This is a genomic window from Lysinibacillus odysseyi 34hs-1 = NBRC 100172 (assembly GCF_001591965.1).
Lineage (GTDB): Bacteria > Bacillota > Bacilli > Bacillales_A > Planococcaceae > Lysinibacillus_B > Lysinibacillus_B odysseyi.
The window spans coordinates 1-20,084 of sequence record NZ_BCVX01000012.1; the positions used below are offsets into that span (position 1 = coordinate 1).

At 42.2% G+C, this 20,084-nt stretch carries 24 protein-coding genes and 1 pseudogene; 3 read left to right on the forward strand and 22 right to left on the reverse strand.

Features of this window, described 5'->3' with window-relative positions:
- Positions 1-141 precede the first annotated feature (141 nt).
- Positions 142-774 (forward strand): hypothetical protein, encoded by a 633-nt coding sequence (locus tag BOD01S_RS17675; RefSeq protein ID WP_036150159.1) that lies wholly within the window; start codon positions 142-144, stop codon positions 772-774.
- A 28-nt stretch (positions 775-802) separates the two neighbouring features.
- On the opposite strand, the gene BOD01S_RS17680 is transcribed toward BOD01S_RS17675, so the two are convergent.
- On the reverse strand, positions 803-1,477 hold the full coding sequence (locus BOD01S_RS17680; protein WP_036150160.1) for a KinB-signaling pathway activation protein: 675 nt from the start codon (positions 1,475-1,477) through the stop codon (positions 803-805).
- A 145-nt stretch (positions 1,478-1,622) separates the two neighbouring features.
- On the opposite strand from BOD01S_RS17680, the gene gerD reads away from it, so the two are divergent.
- The gene (gene gerD, locus BOD01S_RS17685) at positions 1,623-2,240 is read left to right on the forward strand and encodes a spore germination lipoprotein GerD (RefSeq protein ID WP_036150162.1); all 618 of its coding nucleotides are present in this window, start codon (positions 1,623-1,625) and stop codon (positions 2,238-2,240) included.
- Positions 2,241-2,394: 154 nt separating this feature from the next.
- Here gerD and BOD01S_RS17690 read toward each other — a convergent pair whose 3' ends face one another.
- The 7 genes from BOD01S_RS17690 to BOD01S_RS23415 all read right to left on the reverse strand — a co-directional run bounded on the left by BOD01S_RS17690 (position 2,395) and on the right by BOD01S_RS23415 (position 9,763).
- Positions 2,395-3,453 (reverse strand): Mrp/NBP35 family ATP-binding protein, encoded by a 1,059-nt coding sequence (locus tag BOD01S_RS17690; RefSeq protein ID WP_081977842.1) that lies wholly within the window; start codon positions 3,451-3,453, stop codon positions 2,395-2,397.
- Between the two features lie 75 nt (positions 3,454-3,528).
- Positions 3,529-4,242, reverse strand: coding sequence for an N-acetylmuramoyl-L-alanine amidase (locus BOD01S_RS17695; protein WP_036150164.1), 714 nt, complete (start codon positions 4,240-4,242; stop codon positions 3,529-3,531).
- A 51-nt stretch (positions 4,243-4,293) separates the two neighbouring features.
- A complete protein-coding gene (locus BOD01S_RS17700) occupies positions 4,294-6,069 on the reverse strand; it encodes an ABC transporter ATP-binding protein (RefSeq protein WP_036150168.1) in 1,776 nt (591 codons plus the stop codon).
- A 28-nt stretch (positions 6,070-6,097) separates the two neighbouring features.
- Positions 6,098-7,837 (reverse strand): ABC transporter ATP-binding protein, encoded by a 1,740-nt coding sequence (locus BOD01S_RS17705; RefSeq protein ID WP_063180371.1) that lies wholly within the window; start codon positions 7,835-7,837, stop codon positions 6,098-6,100.
- Between the two features lie 87 nt (positions 7,838-7,924).
- A complete protein-coding gene (locus BOD01S_RS17710) occupies positions 7,925-8,203 on the reverse strand; it encodes a hypothetical protein (protein ID WP_052124727.1) in 279 nt (92 codons plus the stop codon).
- Positions 8,204-8,417: 214 nt separating this feature from the next.
- Complete coding sequence (locus tag BOD01S_RS17715; protein WP_036151887.1) at positions 8,418-8,987, reverse strand: YdhK family protein; 570 nt, start codon at positions 8,985-8,987, stop codon at positions 8,418-8,420.
- A 29-nt stretch (positions 8,988-9,016) separates the two neighbouring features.
- Positions 9,017-9,763: a hypothetical protein gene (locus tag BOD01S_RS23415; protein WP_052124728.1), complete on the reverse strand. Its 747-nt coding sequence runs from the start codon at positions 9,761-9,763 to the stop codon at positions 9,017-9,019.
- 472 nt (positions 9,764-10,235) lie between these two features.
- Between BOD01S_RS23415 and BOD01S_RS17725 the strand changes: the two genes are divergently transcribed.
- On the forward strand, positions 10,236-11,030 hold the full coding sequence (locus tag BOD01S_RS17725; RefSeq protein WP_036151890.1) for an SDR family NAD(P)-dependent oxidoreductase: 795 nt from the start codon (positions 10,236-10,238) through the stop codon (positions 11,028-11,030).
- A gap of 578 nt (positions 11,031-11,608) precedes the next feature.
- On the opposite strand, the gene rpsI is transcribed toward BOD01S_RS17725, so the two are convergent.
- The 14 genes and pseudogenes from rpsI to BOD01S_RS17790 form a co-directional block, all read right to left on the reverse strand.
- On the reverse strand, positions 11,609-12,001 hold the full coding sequence (rpsI, locus tag BOD01S_RS17730; RefSeq protein WP_036151898.1) for a 30S ribosomal protein S9: 393 nt from the start codon (positions 11,999-12,001) through the stop codon (positions 11,609-11,611).
- 24 nt (positions 12,002-12,025) lie between these two features.
- Complete coding sequence (rplM, locus tag BOD01S_RS17735) at positions 12,026-12,463, reverse strand: 50S ribosomal protein L13 (RefSeq protein WP_036151899.1); 438 nt, start codon at positions 12,461-12,463, stop codon at positions 12,026-12,028.
- A 161-nt stretch (positions 12,464-12,624) separates the two neighbouring features.
- A complete protein-coding gene (gene truA, locus BOD01S_RS17740; RefSeq protein WP_036151900.1) occupies positions 12,625-13,371 on the reverse strand; it encodes a tRNA pseudouridine(38-40) synthase TruA in 747 nt (248 codons plus the stop codon).
- A 9-nt stretch (positions 13,372-13,380) separates the two neighbouring features.
- Positions 13,381-14,178 (reverse strand): energy-coupling factor transporter transmembrane component T family protein, encoded by a 798-nt coding sequence (locus BOD01S_RS17745; RefSeq protein WP_036151901.1) that lies wholly within the window; start codon positions 14,176-14,178, stop codon positions 13,381-13,383.
- Complete coding sequence (locus BOD01S_RS17750) at positions 14,175-15,044, reverse strand: energy-coupling factor ABC transporter ATP-binding protein (RefSeq protein ID WP_036151903.1); 870 nt, start codon at positions 15,042-15,044, stop codon at positions 14,175-14,177. Before BOD01S_RS17750 ends, BOD01S_RS17745 begins: the two co-directional genes overlap by 4 nt.
- The gene (locus BOD01S_RS17755) at positions 15,020-15,865 is read right to left on the reverse strand and encodes an energy-coupling factor ABC transporter ATP-binding protein (protein WP_036151906.1); all 846 of its coding nucleotides are present in this window, start codon (positions 15,863-15,865) and stop codon (positions 15,020-15,022) included. The genes BOD01S_RS17750 and BOD01S_RS17755 overlap by 25 nt, the downstream gene beginning before the upstream one ends.
- Positions 15,866-16,282: 417 nt before the next feature.
- Entirely contained in the window at positions 16,283-16,663 is a 381-nt protein-coding gene (rplQ, locus tag BOD01S_RS17760; protein WP_036151908.1) for a 50S ribosomal protein L17, read from the reverse strand.
- Positions 16,664-16,718: 55 nt separating this feature from the next.
- Positions 16,719-17,657: a DNA-directed RNA polymerase subunit alpha gene (locus BOD01S_RS17765; RefSeq protein WP_036151910.1), complete on the reverse strand. Its 939-nt coding sequence runs from the start codon at positions 17,655-17,657 to the stop codon at positions 16,719-16,721.
- Between the two features lie 138 nt (positions 17,658-17,795).
- Positions 17,796-18,185, reverse strand: a complete 390-nt coding sequence (rpsK, locus tag BOD01S_RS17770; protein ID WP_036151912.1) for a 30S ribosomal protein S11 — start codon at positions 18,183-18,185, stop codon at positions 17,796-17,798.
- A gap of 26 nt (positions 18,186-18,211) precedes the next feature.
- Entirely contained in the window at positions 18,212-18,577 is a 366-nt protein-coding gene (rpsM, locus tag BOD01S_RS17775; RefSeq protein ID WP_036151914.1) for a 30S ribosomal protein S13, read from the reverse strand.
- 22 nt (positions 18,578-18,599) lie between these two features.
- On the reverse strand, positions 18,600-18,713 hold the full coding sequence (gene rpmJ, locus BOD01S_RS17780) for a 50S ribosomal protein L36 (protein ID WP_000868344.1): 114 nt from the start codon (positions 18,711-18,713) through the stop codon (positions 18,600-18,602).
- A gap of 37 nt (positions 18,714-18,750) precedes the next feature.
- Positions 18,751-18,969 (reverse strand): translation initiation factor IF-1, encoded by a 219-nt coding sequence (gene infA / locus BOD01S_RS17785; protein WP_016839390.1) that lies wholly within the window; start codon positions 18,967-18,969, stop codon positions 18,751-18,753.
- 71 nt (positions 18,970-19,040) lie between these two features.
- Positions 19,041-19,121: pseudogene (locus BOD01S_RS23055) on the reverse strand (type I methionyl aminopeptidase); the annotation flags it as partial.
- A 270-nt stretch (positions 19,122-19,391) separates the two neighbouring features.
- Positions 19,392-20,045, reverse strand: coding sequence for an adenylate kinase (locus BOD01S_RS17790; RefSeq protein WP_036151920.1), 654 nt, complete (start codon positions 20,043-20,045; stop codon positions 19,392-19,394).
- Positions 20,046-20,084 lie beyond the last annotated feature (39 nt).

A 20,084-nucleotide genomic window follows, 5' to 3' on the forward strand; every position in this document is an offset into this window, starting at 1 on the left:
TTTTATTAAAATGCCGCGTCATCTCTTGGCGACTTACTTATAATAGCACCGATTAATCATATCCGTCAACCCTATTTCATAAGTTTTTTTGAGAAACCATATTTTTCTCTACAAAGCCCTCAAAAAAGGAGTATGCAAAAAATGAGAAAAGCATTGATATTACTAGGTTTATCTACTATTCTTTTTGCTGTTTATTACTCTTACACAAACAAGCAGTTACCCGTTTTTTTAATGACGGAAGAACCTAATGTAGTAGCAAAAGGTCATAATGGACATGTTTTTTTAGTAGAGTTACATTTTGAACACGATGGACTCCTAGATTTCATCAATTCCGAGCAAAGCCGTAATATCCTCTTCCTAGTAGATCCAGCTTTATTAAAACGAGCCGATCATTTAGTAGAAGCATTGAAATCTAAACAGCGTGCAACCGGTTTACTTGGTAGTTCCTTTGATACTATTCAGCAGGAGATTGCTGTCTATGAGCAGGCATTTAAGCAAAAGCCGCTTTGGTACATGCCTCAAGGTTACACATATACTGATAAATTAAGGCAAAGATTATTTAACGAACAGATTAATATGCTTGCTCCCTCTTTAATAATCCAAAATAATAGCTTTCCAAAAAAAATAGAGAAAGGGGATATTCTTTCATTGCCACTCTATAAAGAAAACAAAGTCGATTTCACAGCACTTTCTAATTGGATGAAAAAATATCAATTTATTTCTATAGAAGAAAGTCTATTTGGTTATTCTATTAAAACAAAAAAATCACCATAAAAGAACCCGGCTCCATAGCCGGGTTCTTTTATGGCTGCTGTGCGGCCTGTTTTCGTTCCTTACGACGTTCTTCCAGTCTTTTACGGTCTTGTTCCGACTTTTCGTTGTATTTCGGTAACATTAACAATTGATATGCATTAGTCGCTAAAAGAGGGAATAATAAAAGTGCAACATATACATTAATATTATCCTGTCGTCCCATAAGTGCAATAATCCATTCCAAAGAAGTAATAACAATCATAAAAAACACGGCAGAAATCAATACATGCTTTTTGCCTGTCATTTTCACCTTTTTAATAGCTGTAGCAATCGCCGCACCTACTAGGACAAGTAATAGTCCAATATAGAATGCCCAGTCTCCGGCACTGTTGGCGTCTGGTGCAAAACGGAAAATAATTAAATCCAAAAGAACAACAAGAATGAGCAACATCTGTACCCAATTCCATAATGTCAGTGTCTTAAATATGCCTACCCCGACCTGATGAAGTGTCAAATAAGCAAAAAAACCAGCTTGCGCAATTACGCTCATCGTAAATCCTAAAAGTACCATCCAGGCTAATGCCGCAATAAATTCAACAAAATTACCCGCTACTAGATAGGGCTGGAAGAAATCCCAACGTATAAAAAGACTAGCCACTGCTGTGACTCCGCCGCCTATAAGCATTGTCATTACAAAAAATTTAATCCAATTCCGTATCGTCACAACAAATTGTCCCCCATTTTTTAATCTCCACTCCTTATTTTAACAATCGTTTTATAAAAAAGCTAATGGAGATACGATTGGATACATAGAATACACGGAATTGTGAACAATAATTGAAAGAGCCTATGTGGAAAGGGATGAACTTATGCGGCGACTTTTAATCGTTTTAGGTTTTGCTGTTCTGCTCACTGGTTGTAATAATGATGAGAAAACCTCGACGCTTTCATACGACGAAATAAAAAAAATTATGGTGGATGCACTTCAAACAGAGGATGGGAAAAAGGCGGTACGGGATCTTTTAACAGACCAGAGCTTTCGTGACCTTGTCGTACTCCAGCATGATGATGTAGAAACAGCAATGAAGACGACCCTGCTTTCAAAGGATGCAGAGGATTTTTGGAAGAAAACATTTGAAGATCCTAAGTTCAAGGAAACACTTGCCAAAAGTATGAGGGATCAGCAGGAAGACATAATGAAAGGTCTCATGGCAGATGCTGACTATCAGGAAAAGTTAACTAAGTTTTTTGACCAACCGGACATGCAAAAACAATTCGAATCCATCCTTAAAGGGTCAGCCCTCCGTAAACAAATGGAGGAAGTGGCAATGGAGACAATTGAAAACCCATTATTACAAACAAAATGGGAAGAGCTTATTCGAAAAAGCGGAAAAGCTACAGATGCTAAAGAAGAAGAAGGCGGCGGAAAATCTGAGGAAGGCAAATCTGGTGGTGGCAGCAGTGGCGGCGGTGGAGGCGGCCAATAGAAAGGACTTCATTTTGAAGAGCTCCATGTGCACTGTGGTCTTTGCTTCTCAGTAGCTGTTTAACAAGAAAAACAGGGCTGTCCAGAAGATATATGCTTCTGGACAGCCCTTTTCCTGTATAAGAAGCTTCCTTTTAATAAGTTGCTTCCACTTATTATTTCGCTAATTGATCAATAACTTTTTGCGCCATTTCTAGATATAGCTTTCCTGTTGGATGATTTTCTGCATAAACAGAAGGAGCAAAGTCCTCATCTTCCCAGTCCGGCTGGCCAAGTGGAACTTGTCCGAGCAGGTCTGTACGTAGCTCTTCTGCAAGCTTCGGACCACCACCACGGCCGAAAACATACTCCCGCTCACCTGTCAGCTTAGACTGGAACCAAGCCATATTTTCTACTACCCCGAGAATCTCATGGTTTGTCTGTAAGGCCATTGCCCCTGCACGCGCCGCTACAAATGCAGCTGTTGGATGCGGAGTTGTTACGACAATTTCCTTAGAAGCAGGCAGCATTTGGTGAAGATCAAGCGCTACATCCCCTGTACCTGGCGGTAAATCTAATAACAGGTAATCTAAATCTCCCCATTCTACATCACGGAAGAATTGGTCTAATACTTTGCCAAGCATTGGTCCACGCCATACAATCGGTGCATTGTTCTCTACAAAGAAGCCCATGGAGATGACTTTTACACCCATACGTTCTACAGGATAAATGCGGTCATTCTTTACAACCGGCATTTCTTGAATCCCCATCATATCAGGTACGCTGAAGCCGTAGATATCTGCATCAATTAAGCCGACTTTTTTACCAAGGCGTGAAAGCGCTACTGCCATATTGACAGAAACTGTTGATTTCCCTACACCGCCTTTACCGGAAGCAATGGCAATGAATTGTACTTTTGATAATGGTGATAAAATATCTTGTGCTTCTGCTTCTGTTGCCTGTCCACGGAATGAATCCAATACTTCTGGAGCCAGCTCCTCAAAACGGATACCTACAGAAGCTGCGCCGTTTTCTTTTAACAATTCAACAATCTTCATTTGAAGTGTCATTTGCTCAGGTGTATTTGTTTTTGCAATGGCGATTTTTACACTAACAAATTGTTTTTCTTCTTTAATTGATACGTTAATAATTCCGCCTGTTTGCTCTAAGGTTCTATGTAAAAAAGGATCTTCTAATTGGCCTAATAGTTCTCGGACTTGTTGTTCGTTCATCAAATTCATACACTCCCCCATATTTTATGTCCATTGCTAGTATATCACACACAGCTTATAGTAGTGTTATGAGTTGCTTCACTGGTATGCAAGAGCGAAATAGTCTTCTACTCCCCGTGCAATAGCAATCGCCATCTTATCCTGATAGTTTTTATCAGCGAGCAGTGCACGCTCCTCTGGATTGCTGATAAAGCCTGTCTCTACTAAAACTGCCGGCACTTCTGTCTTCTTCAGTAAATATACCCGTTCAATTGCTAGTGCTTCCCTTTGAGTATTGCCCAAATCATCTTTAATTGATGCCTGAATGGACTTTGCCAAATGTTGGCTCTGTTCATGTCCTGTTTTATGGTAAAACACTTGAGCGCCACGCCATTTACTATCCGGGATGGCGTTAGCATGAACGGTAATGAACATATCCGGCTTTTTCTCCGCTACAATCGCCTGCCGCGTAAATATATCCTCTTTTTTACGCTCTCGATTCGATGAAAATTCCATATCCGGTTTATGCTCACTAATGACATCGCCGTCTGTCGTGCGTGTCATGATCACTTCGGCACCTAGGCGTTTCAATTGCCGCTCCAGTTTTTCCGTAATTGCCAGTGTAATTTCCTTTTCAATCACATCACCTTGTGATGCACCGCCATCTATGCCGCCGTGTCCTGCATCAAGCACAATCGTTACCCCCCCTAACGGTTCGGGTAAAAAATAACTTCTATTCGATGCGCTTGTCTCATAGACAACAACGATCATGCATGTACATAGCAGTACAAATAATGCCAACCAACGTCGCACATGTCCCACTCTCCTTTCCACACTATACGTCGAGGAGAGCGAGTCTATGCATTATTCCAGCGCTAGATTGTTTTGTAAAGTTGCGTAGAAGCCGCCCTTTTTCATCAGCGTGTCATGGTTTCCTGATTCTAATATTTCTCCATCCTTTACAACAAGAATGGCATCTGCATTTTCTATCGTTTTCAGGCGGTGGGCAATCACAAAACTTGTGCGCCCTCTCATTAAATTATTGAGCCCTTTTTGGATATGAACTTCCGTCATCGTATCAACACTCGATGTTGCCTCATCAAGGATCAGAATATCAGGATCCTCTAAAATGGCACGGGCAATCGCAATAAGCTGACGTTGTCCCTGACTTAAATTCATCCCTCCGGAACTCAGCATTGTATCGTATTGCTGGGGCAAGTATTTAATAAAGTTATGAGCATAGGCAATCTTTGCTGCCTTCTCCACCTCTTCATCTGTTGCATCCAGCTTCCCGAACCGAATATTTTCACGGACAGTACCTGAAAATAAATACGTATCTTGCAGCACTACACCGACATGATCACGGACATTCGTCATTGAATAATCAGTAATCGGATGACCGTCTAACAGGATACGCCCAGCTGTCGTTTCATAAAAACGTGTAAGAAGCTGGATAATGGTCGTCTTCCCAGAACCAGTAGGTCCAACAATGGCTACTGTTTCGCCAGCATGCGCCGTAAAACCAATGCCTTTTAAAATTGGTTTTCCTTTTTCATATTCAAATACTACCTTTTCAAATTCCACATCTCCACGGAAGCGTTCTTTTTCTTTTGCTCCCGGCTGATCTGCTACTTCCTCTTTTTCATCTAATATTTCAAATACTCGTTCAGATCCGGCAATGGCTGATTGAAATGTATTAAGCAAGTTTGAAAGTTGATTAATCGGACGGAAGAATTGGCGTGTATAGGTAACGACAGCGGCAATCACCCCAATAGTGACATAACCATGGACGGCCATGACTGCCCCCACCCCGATGACTAACCCCATACCGAGATTATTCATAAAGTTATTAATCGGACCCATAAATCCTGAAATAATATCAGCCCGCATAGCAGAGGATCGGAGAAGCTCGTTTGACTCCGTAAATTCCTCCAAAGTTTGCTTCTCTTTACCGAACAGAGTAGTAATAGCCGAGTTTGAAATAGTCTCTTCTATATAACCGTTCAATCTTCCAAGATCCCGCTGCCGCGCCACAAAATTCACGCTGCTTCGCTTAATAATTTGCTTTGTCGCCCACACGATTAATGGAATAACAGTGAGTGTGACAAGAGCCAGCAGCCAGTTTAAATAAAAGAGAGCGAAGGCCGTCCCAATAATCATTAAAAGCGAAGACATAATTTGTACGACGCTTTGGGACAGGGCAGCATTTAAATTATCGATATCATTTGTCATACGGCTCATTAAATCCCCTTGCTGGCGCTTATCAAAGAATGCAAGCGGCAAGGATTGAAGCTTTTCGAACAGCTCCTGGCGCAATTTTCGTATCGTCTTTTGGGCCACCCTGACCATGACAAAGGATTGCAGCCACGTAAGCAAGGAATAGATCGTATAGACAATGGCTAATAAAACAGCCATGCGGATAGCACCGCCTACGTCCAGCTTTAAAATATAATCATCGGTAATGACACCAATTAAATACGGGCCGACCAAGCTGAGCAGTGACGATACAATAACAAAAACCACCGCAGAAATCATGCCAAGCTTCTGCTGGCGCATATAATGCCAGATGCGCAATAATGTCTCCTTCTGGTTTTTCGGCTTGACGACTGGCCCCGTGAATCTCCCTCCTGGATGCCGCATTGGCAGCGGTGGCCCCCCTGTTGATGATTTACTCACTTAACGTCCCTCCTTTTTCTGCCTGTGTTGCAGCTATTTCTTGATAAAGGCTGCTTGTTTTCAATAACTGTTCATGCGTCCCTGCCGCTGCAATCCGCCCGTCATCCATTACAAGGATAAGATCAGCATCCCGGATAGAAGAAATCTTTGAAGAAACGACCAACTTTGTAGAAGCCGCAAATTGTATCTTAATCGCTTGTTGAATTTTCTTTTCAGAAATGCTGTCAACTGCACTTGTTACATCATCGAGCACAAGAATGGGGGGCTTTCGGACAAAGGCACGGGCCATAGCCAATCGCTGCTTTTGACCACCTGATAAGTTTGTGGCGCCTTGTGTCAACTGATGTTCGGTCCATGCCGGAAGCTTCTCAACAAACTCCATCGCACAGGCAGCAAGCAAGCTTTCTGCTATTTGCTTTTCTGTTGCATCTTCATCTCCATAGCGGATATTTTCAGCGATGGTCTTTGAAAAAAGAGTCGCCTTCTGAGGTGCAAATCCGATTGATTCACGGAGCTGCTGCAAGTCGTATTGCTGCAGAGGGATACCGTCAATTTTTATCACCCCTTCATCAGGATCAAATAAACGCGGAATCATCTTTACTAATGTAGATTTCCCGTTTCCTGTCATCCCGATAATACCAACCGTTTCCCCGGCTTTTGCCGAAAAAGAGACGTGTTTTAAAACGGGTTCTGCTCCTTTAATATAAGAAAAGCTCACATTCTCAAATGTAATATCTCCTCGAATAGAATGCTCAGCCGCATGCTTCGGACTTACTATATCCGTCTGTTCTTCCAGCACCGTAACTATCCGCTCAGCACTTGGAATAGCACGGGCAAGCTGGACAAGCACCATTGAAGAACTCATCAAGCCGTTCATTACCATCATTAAATAGTTTGTAAAAGCAAGGATGGCGCCAATTTCCAACGTTCCTCCTTCTACTTTAATGGCACCTATCCAAAGCGCCGCCACAATCCCTAAATTAATGACGAACATGGAAAGCGGTGCTAAAATCCCTACGATTTGGTCAGCTGTAATATTGCGCTTCATCAGCTGAGTATTAACATCTGTAAATTGGTCAATTTGATGTTGCTTCCGGTTATATGCCTTAATAACACGAATACCCGCCAAGTTCTCCTGCACCTTTGTATTTACCTGATCGACTACCTTCTGTACCTTGTGGAAGAGCTTTCCTGACAGCATCGTAAAAAAGTAGACGCAAAATGCCAAAATCGGGATAACGACAAGTAAAATAGAAAAAAGTTCGCGGGCTGTAAACCACACCATGACTACTGCTCCGATAAACATCATCGGTCCCCTGACAAACACTTTCAGCAGCATTGTTAAGGCCCGCTGCAACATCTCAATATCACTCGTTAAATTTGTAATAAGCTTACCAAGCGTAAATTCATCTTTACTGCTCGTTGAAAAATACATAATTGTCTTATATAAATCATGTCGTACATCTGTTGCAAAATTGACCGCTGCTCTTGACGCATAAATGGAGCAGCCGACTCCGCCAATCAAGCCTAGTACAGCAGCCCCAATCATTGTTCCAAACATCCGGATAATGTAAGGTGTATCATTTTCTGCAATTCCGTTATCGATAATCATCTGCAATATTGTCGGCTGGATCAAATCCATCGATACCTCAAACAGCATCATCAACGGGGCAATAATGGCAAATGCTTTATACGGCTTCAGATAGTTAATCAATTTTCCTACTGCCTGCATCTATGTACCTCTCTTCCTATTTAAACGACCATTTTGTTTTTATATCTCTCGCCATCAGATTTTTCTTATAGCATTTCCATATACCTTTTACTCTTTCGTCTTTTCTTCAGTCATTTCTGCTAGTTCAAAAGCAGCCTTAAAATCATTCATGATCATCTCTGTTGCCTTTAACTCACCAGCTATCACCTGATGGATTGAATGTAATTCGGAGCATTCCAGCTGTACTTTTAATGTCTCCCGCCTAATGACCAATTGTTGATAGAAGGCCAGCGCTCTTCCACGTCTGAAGGTTTGGGCCCCGCTCCTTCCACGCCTTCCTGGTTTATGGCCGGTTTCTTTCAACTTATGTCCTTGCTCTTTATCCATTGCTTATCACCTCTCGACACTAATTGTATACAAAAGTATACAACAGCACAATTCTTTTGCTAAATACGTAAAAGGACTTTCTGTATTTCTGCCATCTAATTATGCTCTATGTAATAAAAAGTAGCACTCTTTACTGCTTGTCAGCCTTCTTTTGCAGGCACCGGCTGTGGCACACAAAATAAGCCACCCACTCTTGCTTGGGTGACTTAATCACTTAGTTATTTTGTAAGAACTCTTCTTCCACAACCCATTTATGGTTTGTTACCTTTTCTCCAGTCGTCGAAATATAGTTAACCATATAGACAGTCGTTTCTTCAACAGCTTCAATATAGGCATTTGCCCCATGCATACCTGTCATATGTGACGCATTTAATACGACCTTCTCGCCACGTGCAAATAAATCAGCACCTGCCCCTTGGATCTCCTCGTGTATGACCCATTTATAATTCTCTACCCGTTCTCCACCATTTGTAGGTTCATATGAAACGATATAAGCAGCTGTATCATAAGCACCTGCTACTGTCCCTTCTACCGCTTTTGTGCCATTTGTATGCTCAGCACTTATTGTTACAATACTGCCGGTAGGGAACGTCGGATCTTCCGCCTCTCTCAGACCTTCCGGCAGTTCTCCGCTTGTAGAAGTATTCATTTGTGCTTGATTCGTACTTGTTCCCTCTTGGATTGTTTTATCATCGGCAGCATTTTCTCCACTTTCATCTTTACAGGCGGCAAGCATCAAAAAAGCTGTTAAGATGACAACCCCTATTTTCCACTTCTCTTTCATGGCTCCCCTCCAGTTGATGAAGCTGTTTTCTATTTAAATAAGGTTGCCCACTCTAAAAGCTCCGCATTCGTGCCAGCTGTTAATCCATACACGAGCTCTTTTTTCTGCCACTTTATAAAACTCCCCTGTTCATCGACATCGACATGCAAGGAGCCATGTTCATAAGGAATCGGCAAAGTATGCTCTTCTAAATAAGAAACAGTCTGCCGTGCCAGCTGCTCTCCCTCTTTTGGAGTATCGGTTTTCGTCCGGGCAATGATTGCCCATCGCCCTTCATTCCAACTTGTGAACAACGAACCTGCACCAGCATCTTGATATCCCGTGATGCCATATCCGAGATCTACAGGTGTGCCTCCTACTTTATCATATTGCTCAAATGCAATTTGCTCATTTGCTGTTGCAGCAGAGGAGAAACGCTGAATTGTTAATAATGCCGTTTTCGTGGCATTGGCAAGTGCTGGGTCATTAAGAAGCATCGGTTCTTCCGTTTCATAAAACTGAATTTCCACCGAGTCTTTTTCTTCCCTAACCGCTGCGCCTATATGTCCGCTATTTTCAGCTGTCCATGAAGGAAGCTCAAGCTTCCATTCAGATAAACGTTTCTGTAACTGTTCGGTAAGCGACGGCACTTTTTCCTCTTCCTGGTCATTCTTTTGTGGTTTCGTCTCTTGCTCTGTCTGCTTCTGTGGTATTTCTTTTTCAGCTACCGGCTGCTCTTCACATGCTGCCAGAATAACACTGAACCCTAGAGCGGCACCCAAATATATTCTTTTCAACTTTAACACCCCATTTTTATTTTTCCCTTTTTCCCATTTAGAAACACAGGTAATTTGGATAGACCTTTCAGGCAAATACATAGATTTTATAAGCTTATTGAATTTTATTTTTACCTATCCCATACTTTATTAGCAAGTATTTTATCTCGCATATACAAATTGTTACTTCTCAGGTTTAGTATACAGATTTAGAGTATGAATCTATAGTAACGGCATACGAAACATATTTAAAGACGCTGACATTAAACCAATGATCCATTAAGTAGAACATCATATTCGTCTATCCCAAAAAGAGAGACGGGGTTTTTATCAGGAACACTGAATGATATAATCGTATTTTTTCATTTACATCATTCTGACTAACCGGTTGCCCCCTTAGTGTTTAAAGTAAGAGGAGTGATCCATACTATTAAATGCGAATATTTACTTCTATATAGGCTTGTCTAAAACGTAAAGTTAGGGAGGGATCTGCATGCAACTGAATTTAAAAGGAAAAACGGCACTAGTTACTGGATCTACGTCAGGTATCGGAAAAGCAATTGCCATGTCATTGGTGGCAGAAGGCGCCACTGTTCTGATCAATGGACGCCGTGAAGAAAAAGTGAATCAAACTATAAAAGAAATCCAAGCAAATTATCCTGATGCCGCCCTTCAGTCAGCAGTAGCTGATTTAGGAACAGAACAAGGGTGCCAAAAGGTTATGCAGAAGTATACCGAAGTAGACATACTGATTAACAACTTGGGGATTTTTGAGCCTGTCGAGTATTTTGATATTTCTGATGAGGAGTGGTTTAAGTTTTTTGAAACCAACATTATGAGTGGTGTTCGACTTACACGGTGGTACCTAAAACAAATGATCCAGAAAAAAGAGGGTAGGGTTATCTTTATCGCCAGTGAGGCTGCGGTTATGCCATCTCTGGAAATGGCTCATTATAGTGCGACGAAAACGATGCAACTTTCGCTCTCCCGCAGTTTAGCTGAGCTGACTAAAGGAACAAATGTAACAGTCAATACGGTTATGCCCGGCTCTACTTTAACAGAAGGGGTGGAGACGATGTTAAATAGCCTTTACCCTAATGAGACATTGACAATGGAAGAAGCTGAAAAGCGATTTATGACTGAAAACCGGCCAACTTCCATTATTCAAAGACTTATCCGCCCTGAAGAGATTGCCCATCTAGTGACATTCTTAAGCAGCCCCCTATCCTCTGCCATTAATGGAGCCGCGTTACGGATAGATGGGGGATTAGTGCGTAGTGTATTTTAACAGGGAATGTTACTATAATCTATCTAGCTCGCTAACAAAGAACGACCCTTCATAACTTAAAAATATTCGTATTAATATTAGTTGACGGTCCACTTTTAAATAAAAAAACGTAAAACTGAAATATGAAAAACAGTACCCTTCTTGTATACGATGAATAGCCGTCCATGTGAAAATACTTTCAGATGGATGGCTATTTTGCATAAATAGCTTCATCACACATAAAATCAAGTTTTTACCCTGAGTAGAGAAAGCCTGCATTAGTATACAACTATTATGTAAAAACTGATGAAGCGAGCATGTATTTTTACTGAGGTGTACGAATTGGCAGGAGAGACACTTCGCCCTATTTGAAACCTCAATAATACGAGGAAGCAAATTTTAATTACTTGAGGATTTTAAACTCGGATTTACCATATAATCATCCAACCTGTATAACGACATTATTCGGAATTAATAACAAAAAAGCACCAGCAAGATGCTGATGCTTTAAATCTGTTAAGTTCTTTATGAGGCTGCAGCTGATTTGGACCAGCCTGAACCAAATAACTTTTGAAAACGTTGATGCAATAAAGAATTGATTAACGTTTTGAGAACTGAGGTGCACGACGAGCGCCGCGTAGACCTGGTTTTTTACGCTCTTTCATACGAGCATCACGAGTAAGTAGACCTGCAGCTTTTAAAGCTGGACGGAAGTCAGGGTCAACTTGTAGTAATGCACGAGCGATACCGTGACGGATTGCACCAGCTTGACCTGTGAAGCCACCGCCGTTTACGTTAACGTGTACATCGTAAGAACCTTTAGTTTCAGTTGCTACTAATGGTTGGTTGATGATTAGGTGTAAAGTTTCATATGGTAAGTAATCACCGATTTCACGGTTGTTGATTACGATTTTGCCTTCGCCTGGTACTAGACGTACACGAGCAGTTGAGCTTTTACGACGACCTGTGCCGATATATTGAACTTGTGCCAAGGTAATATCCTCCTATTATTTTAATTATCCACGTAGCTCGTAAGCTTCTGGTTTTTGTGCAGCGTGTGGGTGCTCTGCTCCAGCGTAAACGTTAAGTTTACCGAACATTTTGCGTCCTAAAGAGTTTTTAGGAAGCATACCTTTAACTGCTAACTCGATCATTTGAGTTGGGTATTTCTCTTTCATTTCGCCAGCTGTACGTTGTTTTAAACCACCAGCGAATTGAGTGTGACGGTAGTAGATTTTACCTTCAAGTTTGTTACCAGTTAAATGGATTTTGTCAGCGTTGATGATGATTACGTGATCACCTGTGTCAACGTTTGGTGTGAAAGTTGGTTTATGTTTACCGCGTAAGATTGCAGCTACTTCAGAAGCTAAACGTCCAAGAGTTTGGCCTTCTGCGTCAACTACTAACCATTTACGCTCTACTTCGTGGCCTTTAGCCATGAATGTTGTACGCATGAATATATCCTCCTAATCGATAGTAATTACCGTTATTTTTCATTAGTCTACACTATAAGTTTCGGGGCTTATTTGTGGTGGTAATGAAAATACCATACATCATCTTATAACGAATCAGATTATAAGTCAAGAGATTTAATTAAACACCTGGAGAAGTTGTACTAGAGCTCATAGTAGACCTTTTCAAGGTATAAACCGTGTGCTGGTGCGGTTTTTCCCGCTTTATTCCTATCTTTGCTCTCTATAATCTTCGCTAGACTCTCTGCCTCTCTTTTCCCTGTACCAACTTCCCAGAGCGTCCCCGCAATAATACGGACCATATTATATAAAAAGCCATTCCCTTCGATGGTCATATGCAGCTCTTCCCCATGCCATACAAGTTCAATCTTTGTAACAGTGCGTACCTTATCTACCACGCTGGTATTTGCCGCACAGAAACAGGAGAAATCATGTGTCCCAATAATACTCTTGGCCGCCTCCTGCATTGCCCCTATGTCTGGCTTAGTACCATTCGTTTCCACTGTATAATGACGTCGGAACGGGCTTTGGATCGGTTCACAGCTCCAAATATAGCGGTACCGCTTGCCGCTTACACTATACCGCGCATGGAAATCGTCCGGCACTTCTTCTACGGACAGTACCCGGATATCACGAGGCAATTGCACGTTCAAAGCCTTCATATATTTTTCGCACGGAATCATAAGCCGCGTGTCAAAATGAATGGTTTGGCCTGTTGCATGCACGCGCGCGTCTGTACGTCCACTTGCCGTCACTTTAACCGGCTCTCCCTTATGCATGATCGAGAGCACCTTTTCAAGCTCCAGCTGTACTGTACGCTCGCCTGGCTGTACCTGATAGCCTGCAAAATTAGTACCGTCATAACTGATGATTGCTTTTAATCTTCTCATAAAACACCTCTAATTACGGAAATACACTAGCAATACGGCCATTACAACAAGAGAAGCAATCGCCAGTGTATCGCTTACATCCCATTTTAATTGACGATAGCGCGTACGCCCCTCACCACCGCGATAGCCTCTTACTTCCATTGCTGTTGCCAAATCCTCAGCGCGCTTAAATGCGCTGACAAATAGCGGCACAAGAAGCGGCACAACTGCTTTCAGGCGATCTTTCAGGGAACCTGCGCTTAAATCTGAACCCCTTGCCATTTGCGCCTTCATAATTTTATCTGTTTCATCCATTAATGTCGGGATGAATCGCAAGGAAATAGACATCATAAGCGCCAGCTCATGAACCGGCAACTTCACTTTTTTGAAAGGGCCCAGCAATGTCTCAACCCCATCCGTAATCGAAATAGGCGATGTTGTCAGTGTTAATACAGATGTCATAAAAACGAGCACAAGAAAACGAATGGAGATAAAGATCCCTTGCTTCAAACCTTCCTCATAAACCTTCAGGAAGCCCCAATCAATAAGAACCGTCCCTTCCCGAGTAAAGAGAATATGGATCAGGAAGGTGAAAATCATAAGGAAGATCACGGGCTTTAAACCGTTAATAAGAAAATACAGTCTAATGCGGCTCAATAAAATAACACCGATTGTAAAAGCAAGCAGCAACACATATGTAATCGTGTTATTCGCTAAAAATACAATAACGATAAATGCGAAGACGAATAGCAGTTTTGAGCGTGGGTCCAGACGGTGGACAAAGGAGTCTCCCGGGATATAGCGCCCAAAGATCATTTTTTCCATCATGTCTGTTCACGCCCCTTTACAACAAGCGCAACCTCTGCCGCTAGTTCTTCTTCTGTTAAGCACACTTTTGGCAGCTTTATCCCCAACATTTTCTCTATGCGTCGCTGAAATTTAACGATTCTCGGCAATTCGAGCCGATATTGCTTCAGTGCTTCGGTATCATTAAACAACTCTCTTGGCGTCCCTGTCATCACGCTGCGTCCCTCATGCATAATAACGATTTCATCCGCATAACGCGCTGCATCTTCCATGCTGTGTGTCACCAAAATGGTCGTCAGCCCGCGCTCCTTGTGCAGCGTATAAAACATGTCCATAATTTCCTTTTGGCCACGGGGGTCAAGTCCAGCAGTTGGCTCATCAAGGACAAGTACTTCCGGTTCCATCGCAAGCACACCAGCAATCGCTACCCGGCGCATCTGACCGCCTGATAAGTCAAACGGCGACTTTTCAAGCACTTCTTCCGGCAGCCCGACAAGCTGTACAAGCTCGCGTGCACGCCGTTCTGCCTCTTCTTTTGGAATACCAAAATTCATCGGACCGAACATGATATCTTTTAAAACCGTTTCCTCAAATAGCTGATGCTCGGGAAATTGAAAAACGATGCCTACCTTTTGCCGGATCGGCTTCAGCTCCTTCGCTTTCTTGTCTGCCTCTATTATACGATCCCCTATATGTACCTGGCCTTTCGATGGTTTCAGCAGCCCATTAAAATGCTGCAAAATAGTCGACTTTCCGGACCCCGTATGTCCGATAATTGCCTGGTATGTGCCTGAAGTAATCGCTACATTTACATCGAATAATGCATACTTCTCAAACGGAGTGCCCTTTGCATATGCATAGCTTACTTGTTGAAGTTTGATGTCCATAAGTCATTCACCAGCTCTTCTTCCGTAATATGTTGTCCTACCAGTTGTACGCCCTGTGCTTGCAGCAGTTTCGTCATCTTCATCGCAAATGGTAAATCAAGTCCCAGGTCTACAAGCTTGTCCCCAAGTGCGAATATTTTCTCTGGAGTGCCCTCAGCGTATTTTTTTCCCTCATTCATAAACAAAACATGATCTGCAAGCATGGCTTCTTCTAAATCATGGGTAATTGAGAGAACAGTCAAACCTGTTTTCTCCCGCAGAGACTGTACTGTCTGCAGTACTTCCTCACGCCCTAATGGGTCAAGCATAGATGTTGCTTCATCTAAAATCAAAATCTTCGGCTGCATCGCCAATGCCCCGGCGATTGCCACCCGTTGTTTCTGTCCGCCTGATAAGTGGTGCGGCTCATGATCGAGGAATTTCTCCATCTTTACCTGTTGCAAAGATTGATGGACTCGCTCTACCATTTCTTTATAGGGAACTCCATTATTTTCAAGGGAAAAAGCTACATCATCCTGCACAGTAGCTCCTACAAATTGATTATCGGGATTTTGAAAGACCATACCGATATGAGAGCGCATCTCCCATAGGTTTTCTTCCGTTAATACGTCACGCATAATGCGTACTTCCCCATTATTAGGAAACAGAAGCCCGCTCATCAATTTAGCAAGTGTAGACTTTCCCGAACCATTATGTCCGACAATGGCGACCCATTCTCCCTCATTTACGGTAAATGTCACGTCCTCTACAGCATTTCTTACTTCTGGAACTTCTGGGGTATATGAAAATGTAACTTGATTGAATGATAAAATTTCTGTCATATTCTCCGCTCCTCAATTCTCTGCTCTCCTACTAAAATTACACTGTTTTATCTGTTAGCGCCACCCTTTTGAATAAACAAGTGACATATATAAAAATAAAGCACGTTTAGCAAAACGTACTTTATTTCCACATATGTATAAAGCTGCACTTTTTATAAGAATAAAAAAGCGCGCACCCCATTCAGAGAAATGCGCTTTTCACTACATTAGGTTGAACGCACGGCTGCTCATTTCCGCTTGTTCGTATGAATGAGGTGCGAGAGCTAGACGAGACGCCGCCAGTTGGCCCGCTCATCATAACGCTCAGCTTAATTATTGTCGTATAAATCTTGAAATAAAAGTGCTAAAACGCACCTTATTAAAAAAGGAGTGCCGTTCAACAGGTGAACTAGGCACCCCCCAAACCTTAAGTTAAGATTAAACTAATTCAATCACAACTACAGGTGCGCCGTCTCCACGACGAGGACCTACTTTAAGGATGCGAGTGTAACCACCTTGACGCTCAGCGTAACGTGGAGCAACCTCATCAAATAACTTTTGAAGTGCGAATGAAGTTGTTTCGTTACCTTCTTCATCAGTTTTTGTTACTAGCTCACGACGGATGAATGCAGCCGCTTGACGACGAGCATGTAAATCTCCGCGTTTACCTAAAGTAATCATTTTTTCAACAGCTTTACGAACTTCCTTCGCGCGAGCTTCAGTTGTTTCGATGCGCTCGTTGATGATTAAGTCAGTAGCTAAGTCACGTAACATCGCTTTACGTTGAGAACTTGTACGGCCAAGTTTTCTGTAACCCATGGATGTTTCCCTCCTTTATAAATATCTGATCTAGCTTATATATTGTAAATGTCGCTTAGTCTTCTTTACGTAATCCTAAACCAAGCTCTTCTAACTTCGCCTTAACTTCTTCTAAAGACTTACGGCCAAGGTTACGAACTTTCATCATATCGTCTTCTGACTTATTAGCAAGCTCTAATACCGTGTTGATACCAGCGCGCTTTAAGCAGTTGTAAGAGCGAACAGAAAGGTCCAGTTCCTCGATAGTCATCTCTAGAACTTTTTCTTTTTGATCTTCTTCTTTTTCGACCATGATTTCAGCAGTTTGTGCCTCGTTCGTCATGCCTACAAAGATGTTTAAATGCTCTGTTAAGATTTTCGCTCCAAGCGAAATCGCCTCTTTTGGACCGATGCTTCCATCTGTCCACACATCAAGTGATAACTTATCGTAGTCAGAGTTTTGTCCAACGCGAGTGTTCTCTACTTGGAAGTTGACGCGTGAAACTGGAGTGTAAATAGAGTCGATCGGGATCACGCCGATAGGAAGATCCTCACGTTTGTTTTGATCAGCAGGAGTGTAACCACGGCCTCTTTGTGCATACATACGCATGCGTAGGTGACCGTTTTTAGCGATTGTTGCAATATATAGATCTGGATTTAAAATTTCTACATCGCTGTCATGTGTGATGTCCGCAGCTGTAACTACGCCTTCACCCTTCACATCGATTTCAATCACTTTCTCTTCATCAGAGTAGATTTTTAAAGCAAGCTTTTTCACGTTTAAGATGATAGAAGCAACATCTTCTACAACGCCTTCTACTGTTGAGAATTCGTGTAATACGCCATCAATTTGGATTGATGTTACAGCCGCCCCTGGTAGTGAAGACAGAAGGATACGACGTAGTGAATTACCCAAAGTGTTTCCATATCCGCGTTCAAGCGGTTCTACAACAAACTTGCCATACTTGGCATCATCGCTGATCGTCTCAATCTTTGGTTTTTCAATTTCGATCATTCAATTTACCCTCCTTCAAAACATCGAATGTATAGGTTCATACCATCATAGTTGTCGATCTAGATTGACCGTTTAAAATTGCACAAGCCTTTGCACAAGAAATGATGTACTTAAAGGTATCCCCTTAAGCTGCACCCATTACACGCGACGACGTTTTGGCGGACGGCAACCATTATGAGGAACTGGAGTAACATCTTTAATAGCAGTTACTTCTAAACCAGCAGCTTGAAGCGCACGGATTGCAGCTTCACGACCTGCACCAGGACCTTTAACAGTTACTTCCAACGTTTTCAGACCATGTTCAAGGGATGCTTTCGCAGCAGTTTCTGCAGCCATTTGAGCAGCGAATGGAGTTGATTTACGTGAACCACGGAAACCAAGAGCACCAGCTGAAGACCAAGAAACAGCGTTACCTTGCATATCTGTAATCGTTACGATTGTATTGTTGAATGTAGAACGGATGTGTGCAATACCAGATTCGATATTCTTTTTCACACGACGTTTACGAGTTTGTTGTTTACGAGCCATGATAAGAAGGAACCTCCTTTACTTAATTATTTTTTCTTGTTCGCTACAGTCTTACGAGGACCTTTACGCGTACGCGCATTGTTCTTCGTATTTTGACCACGAACTGGTAAACCACGACGGTGACGGATACCACGGAATGAAGCGATTTCCATTAAACGTTTGATGTTTAAAGAAACTTCACGGCGTAGGTCACCTTCAGTTTTGTATGAATCTAATTGTTCACGGATTTGGTTTAATTGATCTTCAGTAAGATCGCGTACACGGATATTTTCGTCAATACCAGCTGCCGCTAATACTTTTTGAGATGTAGTTTTACCAATACCGTAAATGTAAGTTAATGAAATTACCACGCGTTTGTCGCGAGGAATGTCAACACCAGCAATACGTGCCATCTACGTGTGCACCTCCTTAAAATTAACCTTGTTTTTGTTTGTGTTTAGGATTTTCACAGATTACCATTACTTTACCGCGTCGGCGAATTACTTTACATTTTTCGCAGATCGGTTTCACAGATGGTCTCACTTTCATCTAACCTAACCTCCTTAATAGTCCGGAGTGCAAAAGATTATTTAAAACGGTATGTGATACGACCGCGAGTTAAATCATAAGGAGATAACTCGATAGTAACCTTATCTCCCGGTAGGATACGGATAAAGTGCATACGAATCTTTCCAGAAACGTGTGCGAGCACAGTGTGCCCATTTTCTAATTCTACCTTAAACATCGCGTTTGGCAAAGTCTCAACAACTGTTCCTTCGACTTCAATTACATCGTCTTTCGCCATCAACCCTTAACTCCCTTCTATATGCAATTTTTGATTCCCTTGAGAACCAAAGCAATTGTTCTTTTCTAGAAGAAGCAATACGTCTCAACATATGTTTGGATTGTATGAGAGATGTTCGAAAGACGCTCGTCTGGTTTCGCTTCACACAATCCACGGAATGTACAGAACCCGTTAAGGAAAGCTGTATTCCTCATGTTAACACGATAGCCGGATGTCTCCGGATGGTCTACCCACCCGTTTACACAGATGCTTCCACGAAACCCATTATACCTTTTTTCCGAAGTGTCATCACACCGTAGCGCTCAAAATCGTCCATAAAAGTATATACCGGGCACAATATGCTTTTGCAACTCTCAAAAAATTCGTTCTCTGTTGCCTCCGCACAATATCCGACGGAAGCTATTCTCGCGCCCGGTCAGGTATCAGCTGCGGATGCCCTGTAATAGAGCGTCAAGATCAGCGAATACTTTATCAATATCCTGCTGTCCATCAATATTCGTTAAAACACCTTTAGCTTGGTAGAAATCAAGCAAAGGCTGTGCTTGATTCATATTTACTTCCAGACGGTTTGTTACCGTTTCAGGATTATCATCTGCACGAGTGTAAAGCTCTCCGCCGTCTTTATCACATTTCCCTTCCACAGCTGGTGGATTGAAAATTAAGTGATAAGAAGCACCGCAAGTTTTACAAATACGACGACCACTTAAACGTGCGATTAATTCTTCTTTTTCAACTTCGATGTTGATTGTGTGCTCTACCGGACGGTCAAGCTCTTCAAGGATGCTGTCTAAAGCCTCAGCTTGAGGAACTGTACGTGGGAACCCATCTAATAAGAATCCTTTTTCGCAGTCTGGCTGGCTAAGTCGTTCGCGCACGATACCGATCGTTACTTCATCAGGAACTAATTTCCCTTCATCCATAAACGCTTTCGCTTTCAGACCCAGCTCAGTACCTTCTTTGATCGCTGCACGGAACATATCACCTGTAGAAATATGAGGGATTGCGTACTTCTCAACAATTTTCTCTGCCTGAGTACCTTTACCAGCACCCGGTAGACCCATTAAAACGATATTCATACGTAATTTCTCCCCTCAACACTTATCTATCTCAGCAGT